The organism is Pseudonocardia sp. McavD-2-B (assembly GCF_024124365.1).
GTDB classification, from domain to species: Bacteria; Actinomycetota; Actinomycetes; order Mycobacteriales; family Pseudonocardiaceae; genus Pseudonocardia; species Pseudonocardia alni.
In genome coordinates this window covers 1-9,795 of record NZ_JAMXSG010000228.1, presented here as the reverse complement: position 1 = coordinate 9,795, position 9,795 = coordinate 1, and the positions used below count along the sequence as shown (strand labels likewise).

At 73.2% G+C, this 9,795-nt stretch carries 10 protein-coding genes and 1 pseudogene; 4 read left to right on the top strand and 7 right to left on the bottom strand.

Features of this window, described 5'->3' with window-relative positions:
* Window positions 1-302 (top strand): hypothetical protein (locus NH602_RS23500; protein ID WP_253068919.1); only part of this gene is annotated, 302 nt, incomplete at its 5' end.
* 16 nt (window positions 303-318) lie between these two features.
* Here the strand turns inward: NH602_RS23500 and NH602_RS23495 are convergent.
* The gene (locus NH602_RS23495) at window positions 319-2,637 is read right to left on the bottom strand and encodes an alpha-amylase family protein (RefSeq protein WP_253068918.1); all 2,319 of its coding nucleotides are present in this window, start codon (window positions 2,635-2,637) and stop codon (window positions 319-321) included.
* Between the two features lie 101 nt (window positions 2,638-2,738).
* On the opposite strand from NH602_RS23495, the gene NH602_RS23490 reads away from it, so the two are divergent.
* Window positions 2,739-3,323, top strand: a complete 585-nt coding sequence (locus NH602_RS23490; RefSeq protein ID WP_179761678.1) for a hypothetical protein — start codon at window positions 2,739-2,741, stop codon at window positions 3,321-3,323.
* 9 nt (window positions 3,324-3,332) lie between these two features.
* Here the strand turns inward: NH602_RS23490 and NH602_RS23485 are convergent, their stop codons facing one another.
* From NH602_RS23485 to NH602_RS23475, 3 genes are read right to left on the bottom strand one after another with little or no spacing between them, the layout of a single operon-like run.
* Window positions 3,333-3,842: a VOC family protein gene (locus NH602_RS23485; RefSeq protein ID WP_253068917.1), complete on the bottom strand. Its 510-nt coding sequence runs from the start codon at window positions 3,840-3,842 to the stop codon at window positions 3,333-3,335.
* Window positions 3,843-3,847: 5 nt separating this feature from the next.
* Window positions 3,848-4,459 (bottom strand): CE1759 family FMN reductase, encoded by a 612-nt coding sequence (locus NH602_RS23480; protein WP_253068916.1) that lies wholly within the window; start codon window positions 4,457-4,459, stop codon window positions 3,848-3,850.
* Window positions 4,459-5,586 (bottom strand): LLM class flavin-dependent oxidoreductase, encoded by a 1,128-nt coding sequence (locus NH602_RS23475; protein ID WP_100878880.1) that lies wholly within the window; start codon window positions 5,584-5,586, stop codon window positions 4,459-4,461. Before NH602_RS23475 ends, NH602_RS23480 begins: the two co-directional genes overlap by 1 nt.
* Before the next feature lie 99 nt (window positions 5,587-5,685).
* Here NH602_RS23475 and NH602_RS23470 point away from each other — a divergent pair, with 99 nt between their 5' ends.
* Entirely contained in the window at window positions 5,686-6,147 is a 462-nt protein-coding gene (locus NH602_RS23470) for a MarR family winged helix-turn-helix transcriptional regulator (RefSeq protein ID WP_073576698.1), read from the top strand.
* An 85-nt stretch (window positions 6,148-6,232) separates the two neighbouring features.
* Here NH602_RS23470 and NH602_RS23465 read toward each other — a convergent pair whose 3' ends face one another.
* The 3 genes from NH602_RS23465 to NH602_RS23455 are packed head-to-tail and all read right to left on the bottom strand — an operon-like array spanning window position 6,233 to window position 8,987.
* A complete protein-coding gene (locus NH602_RS23465) occupies window positions 6,233-7,258 on the bottom strand; it encodes an NAD(P)-dependent alcohol dehydrogenase (RefSeq protein ID WP_179761675.1) in 1,026 nt (341 codons plus the stop codon).
* The gene (locus NH602_RS23460) at window positions 7,255-7,974 is read right to left on the bottom strand and encodes an iron-sulfur cluster assembly protein (protein ID WP_073576700.1); all 720 of its coding nucleotides are present in this window, start codon (window positions 7,972-7,974) and stop codon (window positions 7,255-7,257) included. Before NH602_RS23460 ends, NH602_RS23465 begins: the two co-directional genes overlap by 4 nt.
* Entirely contained in the window at window positions 7,971-8,987 is a 1,017-nt protein-coding gene (locus NH602_RS23455; protein ID WP_073576701.1) for an amidohydrolase family protein, read from the bottom strand. The genes NH602_RS23460 and NH602_RS23455 overlap by 4 nt, the downstream gene beginning before the upstream one ends.
* Window positions 8,988-9,157: 170 nt before the next feature.
* On the opposite strand from NH602_RS23455, the pseudogene NH602_RS23450 reads away from it, so the two are divergent.
* Window positions 9,158-9,795: pseudogene (locus NH602_RS23450) on the top strand (Fis family transcriptional regulator); the annotation flags it as partial.

Genomic DNA, 9,795 nt, shown 5'->3' with positions numbered 1-9,795 from the left:
GGTTCGGCGCGACCGGACGGTCCGCCGACACGGCGGCGGCCGCACCGGCAATCGAGGCGACCGGGCCGGTGACCACGACGCCACGCGCGGCCGCCCCCGCCACGGCCGCCGCGCCGGTGCGGGTCGCGAAGGACCCGACCGCGCTCACCGTGCTGCGGGTCCTCACCTACGTACTGGTGTCGCTGTCCTGCCTGGTCTTCCTGGCCGGGGTGGTCTACGGGCTCGTGGTGTACCTGGAGTTCCGCTCGGCGCTGGGCACGTCACCGCTGTTCGGGGGCGGCACGCCGTTCGGGAGCTGGTGAGGGCGCCGGGCGTGGCTCACGGCTCCGCGAGCCACGCCCAGGACAGCGGCGGGAGATGGGCCCGCCCGCCCTCGGTGCGGACCGGCCCGTCCGAGGACAGCACCGTGTCCAGGCCGGTGACCAGGGCGGCGTCGACCGAGGCGGGCCGGTCGGACACGTTGACCAGCCCGACGAAACGACCGCCGCGCGGGTGCCGCCGCGTCCACCCGAGCACCGCCGGGTCGTCGAGCACGGGCACCTCCACCGGCGCCGACGCGTGCAGCGCGGGCAGCTCGGCCCGCACCGCGGCGAACCCGGTCAGCGCACCGAACACCCGCCCCTCGACGGTGTCCGGGTCGTAGCGGCGGGCGAACGCGGCCTCGTCCATCGGGGGCCGGTGCATCCAGCGGTTGTCCGCGGCGCGCTCGGGGTCGGCGCGGTAGCCGGTGTCGTTGGCCAAAGCCAGCTCGTCGCCCATGTAGAGCAGGGGGATGCCGCCCCAGCCGTAGACGACGGCGTGCGCGAGCAGCAGGCGTCGCACTCCCGCGTCGAGGGCGGCGGGGTCGTGGCGGGCGCGGGCGTCGTCGATGCCGCAGAGCGCGGCGGCGCTACCGGAGATGCGGGCGTCCCCGGTGTCCGGGTCCTCCTGGAACAGGGCGCCGCGGGCGAAGCTGCCCGGGAAGCGTCCGGCGAAGAAGTCGTTGAGGAACCGCCGGTGCGACGGGCCGTCCCAGCCGACGGCGGCGGCGTCGACGTCGGAGACGGCCCAGCCGATGTCGTCGTGGCAGCGGACGTAGGTCGCCCACGCCGTCGTCGGCGGGGCGGGGGTCATGCGGCGCAGCGCGTGCGCGGCGAGGCGGGCGTCGCGAGTGGCCAGGCTCGACCACACCATCACCATGAGCTGGTTGTGGTAGGCCAGTTCGCACTCGGGGCGGTAGCGGTCGTGTGCGCCGAGGTAGCCGACGAGGTCGTCGGGCGCGACGATCGCCTCCGCCTTGAAGACCACGGCCGGGGCCGCGATCCGGGTGAGCGCGTGCAGCGCCTGCAGCACGTCGTGGGCCTCGGGCTGGTTCTGGCAGTTCGTGCCGAGCCGCTTGCCGAGGAACGGTGCCGCGTCCATCCGCAGGACCTCGACCCCGCGCCCGGCCAGGGTGAACACGGTGCCGAGCATCGCGGCGAACACCTCGGGACAGGTCCAGTCCAGGTCCCACTGGTAGTCCCAGAACGTCGTCCACACCCAGCCGCCGTCGCCGCCGTTCGCCCCGGGCACCCAGCTGAACGATCCGGGCGCGCGGTCGGGGAAGACGTCGGGGATCGTCGCCTCCCAGGCGTCGGGCATCTCCCGGTCCGGGTAGGCGGTGTAGAAGCCGGCGTAGCGCGGGTCGCCGGCGAGCCAGCCGCGCGCCCACGGGTGCTCGGCGGCGGTGTGGTTGAGGACGAGGTCCACGCACAGGCTCATGCCGCGCTCGCGCAGCGCCCCGGCGAGGGACTCCAGGTCGTCCATCGTGCCCAGCCGCGGGTCGACGGCGGTGTAGTCGGCGACGGCGTAGCCGCCGTCGTTCTCGCCGTCGCGCGGCCTGAGCAGCGGCATCAGGTGCAGGTACCGCACGCCCAGGTCGGACAGGTGGTCCAGGCGGGTGCGGATGCCGCGCAGGGTGCCCGCGAAGCGGTCGGTGTAGGCGACGTAGCCGACGGTGCGGGGGTCCTGGAACCAGTCGCCGTCGACCTCGCGGCGGCGGTCGAGCTCGCGCAGCGCCTGCGGGCGGGCGGCCGCGGCGGCCAGCGCGGCGCGCACCAGCCGGGCGGTCAGCCCGCCCGGGTCGGCGACGGCGCCGTAGAGGGCCTCCAGCGGCAGGTGCGCATCGGCGTACCAACGTTCGGTGCGGGCGAGGAACCCCGCCGCCTCGACCGCGCCGAGCGCGGCGACCGCCTCCCGGGACAGCTGCGGGAGCAGGTCGTGCAGGGCGCCCCGGGCCCGGCGGCGACGCTCCGAGTCGGGCCGGGCGCGGACGGCGTCGCCCGCAGCGGTCGTGCTGATCACCGCGCCATCCTGCCGAACGGCGCCGCCGCTGTCAGGTGCGCGCCGGCACCTGCCGCAGCCGGGCGACGAAACCGGCCGGGCCGCCCGCAGCGCGACGGTGGAGTCGGCGTCCGGGTCCTCGGTGGGGCTGCGGCCGGTGCCGCGCGGGTCGAACCTGACGACGGTGTGGTCGGCGGCCATCGCGTCGGCGAGCGAGCCGAAGCCCTCGGCGCCCATCGGCGAGCCGACGAGCACGAGCAGCGGGCCGGTGCCGCGGACGTCGAAGGTGATGCGGGCGTCCGGGCGGTCGAGCAGATCCGTCGTCACGACGGTCATGGGTGCCTCCTCGCGGGCGGTGTCGCGGTGCCGACCGTCGGCGGGCACCGGACTCCTCGCCGTACCGTGGGAGGCACTCCGACAGAACGGACGAAGCCCCCGTGAAGACCCGCGTCGCCCCGGTGCTGGGCGTGCTCCTCGTGCTGGCCCTGCTCGTGGGCGGTCTGGCCTGGTTCGCCGGAAGCCGCGGGTTCACCCCCGACGACCTGCGCGAGCTGGTCGATCCGCCGCCGCCGGAGCAGTGCGACCAGCCGGACCCGACGACCTCGGGCTGCCTCACCCCGTCCGCGCTGCGCCTGCACGACGCCGCCGTGGCCCGGTTCGGCGAGCCGGGCCCGTCAGCACCGGTCCGGGCGGTCACCTGCTGGTCGGAGCACGCGTGGAACCCCTCGAGCGACCACCCCGCCGGCCGGGCCTGCGACTTCTTCCCGGCCGGCTACGGCGACTTCCCCGCCGGCCAGGACCTGGAGGACGGCTGGGCCGTCGCGACCTGGCTGCGCGAGAACGCCGCCGAGCTGCGGGTCCGCTACGTGATCTGGCAGGGCCGGATCTGGTACCGCGGCACCGGGGACTCCGGGGAGGGCCGGGAGAACTGGGGCCGGCCCTACGACGGCGGCGGGGTGTACGACCCGGAGGACGCCACCGGCGGGCACTACGACCACGTCCACGTCAGCGTCCGCCGGTGAGCACCCCGCTCACAGCACGTGCTGGCCGTACATCTCCCCCAGCGGGTCGGCGATGAGCTCGATGCGCGCACCGTCGGGGTCGCGGAAGTAGACCGAGACACCGGAGTGCACCTCGTGCTCCACCCCGGCCTCGGCGAGCCGCGCGACGAGCTCGTCCCACCGCTGCGGCTCGACGCTGATCGCCATGTGGTGCAGCCCGCCGAGGACCTCGGCGTAGGGGCCGACGTCGAGGCCCGGGAAGTCGAAGAACGCGAGCAGGTTCCCGTTGCCGATGTCGAAGAAGAAGTGCGAGGACCCCGGGTAGTCCCGGTTCTCGATCAGCTCGGTGAGCGGGAAGCCGAGGACATCCTGGTAGAAGCGCACGGTCCGCTCGACATCCGAGCTGACCAGCGCGGTGTGGTGCAGGCCGCGGGCGGTCGAGGCCGGCCGCTCCCCCGCCGGCTTCAGGTGGGCGGTGCGGATGCGGTCGCGGGCGGCGTCGAGGGCGGCGATGTCGGTGGGGGTGCCGGTGTCGGTCATGGCGGTCAGCCCTTCAGCAGTGAGGTGAAGTCGGGGACGTCGGCGAACAGGTCGGTGCGGGTGGCCGGCGGCCGGGCGGCGACGGCGTCGGCCAGCTCGCCCGCGGCGCGCCCGACACGGCCGTCCAGTGTGGTGCCCACCTCGGTCGCGCCCCAGTCCTCGGAGGCGGCGAACACCGCGGTCGGGACCGTCGCGGCCCGCAGGTACGCGAACAGCGGGCGCATCGCGTGCTCCAGGGCCAGCGAGTGCCGCGCCGTGCCGCCGGTCGCGGCGAGCAGCACCGGGGTGCCGGTGAGTGCGTCGCGGTCCAGGACGTCGACGAAGGTCTTGAACAGCCCGCTGTAGGACGCCGAGAAGATCGGCGTCACGGCGACGACGGCGTCCGCCGCGGCCACCGACTCCAGCACCGGCGCCAGCGCGGTGTTCGGGAAGCCGGCGACCAGGTGGTCGGCGAGGTCGCGGGCGTGCTCGCGCAGCTCCACGACCTGCACCTCGGCCCGCTCGCCCCGGTCGGCCAGTGCGGCCGTGACCGCGGCGGCGAGGCGGTCGGCCAGCAGCCGGGTCGACGACGGCGTCGACAGCCCGGCGCTGAGCACGACGATCCTGCGGGTGGTCATCACGCGACCTCCTTCTCCTGCGTCCCGGTGCTGTCGGTGCTGCCGGTGCCCGCGGCGTCGCGGGCGGCGACCAGCGAGGCGTGGGTCGGCGCGTCCGGGACGCCCGGCGCGCGCAGCGCGGCGAACTCCTTGCGCAGCACCGGCACGACCTCCTCGCCCAGCAGGTCGAGCTGCTCCAGCACGGTCTTCAGCGGCAGGCCGGCGTGGTCGATGAGGAACAGCTGGCGCTGGTAGTCACCGACGTAGTCGCGGAAGCCCAGCGTCCGCTCGATGACCTGCTGCGGGCTGCCGACGGTCAGCGGGGTCTCGCGGGTGAAGTCCTCCAGCGAGGGCCCGTGCCCGTAGACCGGCGCGTTGTCGAAGTACGGCCGGAACTCGCGCACCGCGTCCTGGCTGTTGCGGCGCATGAACACCTGCCCACCGAGGCCGACGATCGCGCGGTCGGCCGGTCCGTGACCGTGGTGCTCCCAGCGCGTGCGGTAGAACTCGACCATCCGCTTCGTGTGCGACGCCGGCCAGAAGATGTGGTTGTGGAAGAAGCCGTCGCCGTAGTAGGCGGCCTGCTCGGCGATCTCGGGGCTGCGGATCGAGCCGTGCCACACGAACGGCGCGACGCCGTCGAGCGGGCGCGGGGTCGAGGTGAAGCCCTGCAGCGGGGTACGGAAGTGCCCCTCCCAGTCGACGACCTCGGTGTCCCACAGCTTGCGCAGCAGCGCGTAGTTCTCGACCGCCAGGTTCAGGCCCTGCCGGATGTCCTGGCCGAACCACGGGTAGACCGGGCCGGTGTTGCCGCGGCCGAGCATGAGGTCGACGCGGCCGCCCGCCACGTGCTGCAGCATCGCGAAGTCCTCGGCGATCTTCACCGGGTCGTTCGTGGTGATCAGCGTGGTCGAGGTGGACAGCTGCAGGGTCTCGGTGACGCCGGCGAGGTAGCCGAGCGTGGTGGTCGGCGACGAGGAGAAGAACGGCGGGTTGTGGTGCTCGCCGATCGCGAAGACGTCGAGCCCGACCTGCTCCGCGTGCTTCGCGATGGTCAGGACGTCCTGGATCCGCTGGGCCTCGGTCGGCGTGCGGCCGGTCGTCGGGTCCGGCGTGACGTCGCTGACCGTGAAGACTCCGAACTGCACGGCTTCCTCCTCTGCTCGTCGACGGCTCATTGGTTGATCCGTCATCTACATCCTGCGGCAACATAGATGATGAGTCAACTATTCCGCTACGATGGTGCCGTGACACGGTGGCTGGACGAGCGCGAGCAGGTGGCCTGGCGAGGGCTGCTCCGGATGCAGGCACGCCTGCAGGGCGAGCTGCACCGGCGGCTGCAGACCGGGTCGGGGCTCTCGCTCACCGACTTCGACGTGCTCGTCGCGCTGACCGACCGGCCCGACGAGCGGTGCCGGGTGCTGGAGCTGGCGACGCTGCTGGAGTGGGAGAAGAGCAGGCTCTCCCACCACCTGGCCCGGATGCAGAAGCGCGGCCTGGTCGCCCGCGAGGAGTGCGACGACGACGGCCGCGGCAACTACGTCGTGCTCACCGAGCAGGGCCGCGCGGCGATCGAGGCTGCGGCACCGGGGCACGTGGAGACCGTGCGGGAGCTGGTCTTCGACGCCCTCTCCGACGACGACGTGGCCGCCCTGACCCGGATCACCGCCGCCGTGCAGGCCCGGCTCGACGGTCGCGACCCCCGCTGACCGCGTTCCGCGGAACGCGCGACGGCCCGCACCGGGCGTCGCCGGTACGGGCCGTCGTGAGCGGGACCGCGATCAGAACAGCAGGTCAGGGCACCAGGATGGCGCGGCCCCTGACCCTCCCGGCGTCGAGGTCGTCGAGCGCGGACTGGAAGTCGTCCAGGGCGTAGGTGCTGGTGTGCAGGGTGACCCGGCCGCGGGCGGCCAGCTCCATCAGGTCGCAGAGATCGTTGTAGGACCCGACCAGGTTGCCGACCACGTTCACCTCGGCCGAGATCAGATCGATCGTCGGGACGTCGACGTTCTCGCCGTAGCCGACCACGTGGTAGTCCCCGGCGCGCCGGGTCATCGCCAGGCCCTGGGCGGTGGAGCCGCCCTCGCCGACGAAGTCGATGACGGCCTCGGCGCCGTTCCCGCCGGTGAGCGACAGGACCTCGTCGACCTGCCCGCCGTCGGCGACGATCCCGTCGTCGGCGCCGATCTCCAGCGCCAGCTTCACCGCGTCCGGGTTGCGGTCGAGCACGACCAGCCGGGCCGGGGTCAGCGCCTTCAGCACCTGGATGCCGATGTGGCCGAGCCCGCCCGCCCCGATGACGACGCAGGTGTCGCGCGGACCCAGCCGGCGTGAGGCCTTGGCCGCGGCGTGGTAGGCGGTGAGACCGGCGTCGGCGAGGGCGGCGACGGCGGCGGGCTGCAGCGACGGGTCCAGCTTGACGACGCTGCGCGCCGAGGTGCGCAGGTACTCGGCGTAGCCGCCGTGGGTGTCGATGCCCGGGAACGCCGAGGCGGTGCAGTGCACGTCGTCGCCGGAGCGGCAGGCGCGGCACAGGCCGCAGGTGGCGAGCGGGTGCAGGATGACGCCGTCGCCCTCACGGACGTGGGTCACGGCCGACCCCACGGACTCGACCCAGCCCGCGTTCTCGTGGCCGATCGTGTAGGGCAGCGTCACCTGGGACTTCTCCGCCCACTGCCCCTCGAGGACGTGCAGGTCGGTGCGGCAGACCCCGGCGCCGCCGATCCGGACGACGACGTCGAACGGGTCGACGACCTCCGGCTTCGGGACCTCGGTCAGCTCCATCGGCCGGTGGTAGCCGACCACCTGTACTGCTCTCACGACACGGATCCCTTCACGGACTCGGGGTAGCGGGTCTTCAGGAGCCCGCGGCAGAAGTGGGCGTTGCCCTCGATGGAGATCCGCACCGAGCGGGCCATCCGCAGCTTCAGCGGGACCTGCTCGGCCGGGTACGGGACGCCGTCGTGGCCGACCAGGACCGGCCGGTCGCCGCCGGTGGGCAGGCCGATCGCCGCGCGGCGGCGCAGCAGGGCGTCGGTGGCCGGGCCCGCGGGCAGGTCGGCCAGGGTGACGCCGTGCAGCGACTCGGGCGTCCGGTCCGGGTCGACCCGCAGCAGCCCGGTGAGCGAGCGCTCCATCGCGGCGGTGTGCGCCTTGCGCCGGAAGGTCTCGCGCAGCTCGTCGAGGTCGGACTCGGCCTCGTGCCGGAAGGTGCCCTTGTAGCCGGCGTCGGCGGCCAGCCCGGCGTTGATGAGGTCGGAGTCGTGGTGGTCGTCGAGCTCGACCACGACCTCGCCGGTCCAGTCCAGCGCGGTGAGCACGTCCTTCGCGTCCGAGCACATCAGGTAGGCGAAGTTCGGCGCGCAGAACGCGGTGGGCAGGCGCAGGTGCACGGTGACCCGGTCGCCGTCGACGTCGAGGGAACGGACGAACTCCAGGTCGGTGATCGGCTCGTCCAGCTCGGGGTCGACGACGGCGTCGAGCGCCCGGAACGCCTGGTCCGTACGCGAGGTGCGGGCGAGGGCGGGGGCGCTCACGAGGCCACCGGGACCTCGGTCGGGGTCTCGTCGCGCAGCTGCAGCTCGGCGGGGACCTCGATGTCGTACATCGCCGCGGCGTTGAGACCCAGGATCTTCTTCTTCTGGGCGGTGGTCAGCGGCGCGTACTCGGACAGCTCGTCCGGGATCTCGAAGTCGACGAAGCGCTCGACCAGCCAGCGCGGGGTCCAGATCGCGTAGTCGCTGGAGAACTGGATGCGGTCCTCGCCCAGCCAGTACAGGAGCTCGCCGATGATCTGGCCGAAGTACTTGGGCCGGGTGTGGATGAACGGCATCGCGACAGCCAGGCCGGCGTGCACGTTCGGTTCCTGGGTGGCGATCCAGCAGAAGTCCTCGAGGCGCGGCAGGCCGCAGTGCTCGACGACGAAGTTCAGGTCGGTGAAGTCGGTGGCGACCTTGTCCACGTCGGCGACGTCGAACGCGTCGCGGTCCAGCGGGCGGATGGTGGGGCCCTTGTGGATGTGGATGTTGCGGATGCCCAGCTCCTGGGCCGCCTCGAGGTACTTGTAGGACCAGTGGTCGTCGAGCTTCCAGCCGCGGGACTCGCCGTGCCACTCCGCGGTGTAGAGCTTCGCGCCCTTCAGGCCGAAGCGCTTCGCGTCCTCGCGCAGCTGCCGCAGGCCCTGCTCGCCGTTGCGGGGATCCCAGTGGTGGTTGTAGGTCAGCTTGTCCGGGTGGGCCTGGGCGAGGGCGAAGGCCTCCTCGGTCTGGCCGAACCCGTTGTCGTAGAACTCGCCCAGGTAGGCGGGCTGGAAGACGGCATGGTCGACGTGGCCGTCGGTGAACAGATCCTTCATCAGCCGCTCGCCGCCCTGGTAGAGGTAGTCCTCGTAGGGCCAGACCTCGGACTCGGGGCTCAGGTTGCGGTGGTAGTCGTAGAAGCAGTCGATGAACTGCTTGCCGTGGATGTTGCGCTGGTTCTCCGGGCGTGCGTCCCACAGCGCCACGTGGGCGTCCACGATGAAATAGGATTCGCCGTTCTTCGAGTACATCGTTGTCCTCTCGGTCGCGGCGAGGTGGTGGACACCCCGCGACTGCGCGGGCCGGTGGGGATCCCGCGTCGAGGGCCGAAGGTAGGAACGGCGGCGCCCCGGCGGTCGTGATCACCGTCTCAACCTGAGACGAGACGGCGTCGCGACGGCGTCGCGGATATGACACGGTCGTGAGCAGCAGGTACGAGGAGGTACGCGCGATGGGGCAGTCACTGGCTCCGGCCCGGATCTCGGCGTCCTGGGCGCGCAGCGAGACCTACGGCGCCCCCACCGAGGCGGTCGACCCGGCGTTCACCGGCGCCGTCGACGACGGCTCGCTGTTCGCCCGGTGCGGCGGCGAGGTGCTCGCCGGGCTGCACGAAGGCCTGCCGGGCGAGCCGATCTCGCTGATGCTGACCGACGCCGACGGCATCGTCGTCTCCCGGCTCTGCGACGAGCGCGGCCTGACCGACGCGCTGGACCGCACCTACCTCGCCCCCGGGTTCGCCTTCGGCGAGCGGGAGGCCGGGACCACCGGGCTCGGGCTGGCCCTGGCCGACCGCGTCCCCTCGCTGGTCCGCGGCGACGAGCACTACTGCACCGGGCTGTGGGGCTACACCTGCGCCGCCGCGCCCGTCCTCGACCCGGTCGACGGATCGCTGCTCGGCAGCATCAACCTCACCACCTGGTCGCAGCGCTCCGACGGGCTGCTGCTCGCGCTGGCGCGCACCGCGGCCGGGCAGACGTCCGCGCTGATGCTGGCGCACGGGCGCGGCGCGAGCCCCCGGCGCGCGCCGCGCGGCGAGGTCTTCCGGGTCGCCCCGCAGCC

What these genes read in the sequence shown, in the direction of transcription:
- NH602_RS23495 (WP_253068918.1), bottom strand. Translation starts at nt 2,637, where the DNA reads ATGACCGTCGTGACGACGGATCTGCTCGACCGCCCGGACGCCCGCATC.
- NH602_RS23485 (WP_253068917.1), bottom strand. Translation starts at nt 3,842, where the DNA reads ATGACCGACACCGGCACCCCCACCGACATCGCCGCCCTCGACGCCGCC.
- NH602_RS23480 (WP_253068916.1), bottom strand. Translation starts at nt 4,459, where the DNA reads ATGACCACCCGCAGGATCGTCGTGCTCAGCGCCGGGCTGTCGACGCCG.
- NH602_RS23455 (WP_073576701.1), bottom strand. Translation starts at nt 8,987, where the DNA reads ATGTACTCGAAGAACGGCGAATCCTATTTCATCGTGGACGCCCACGTG.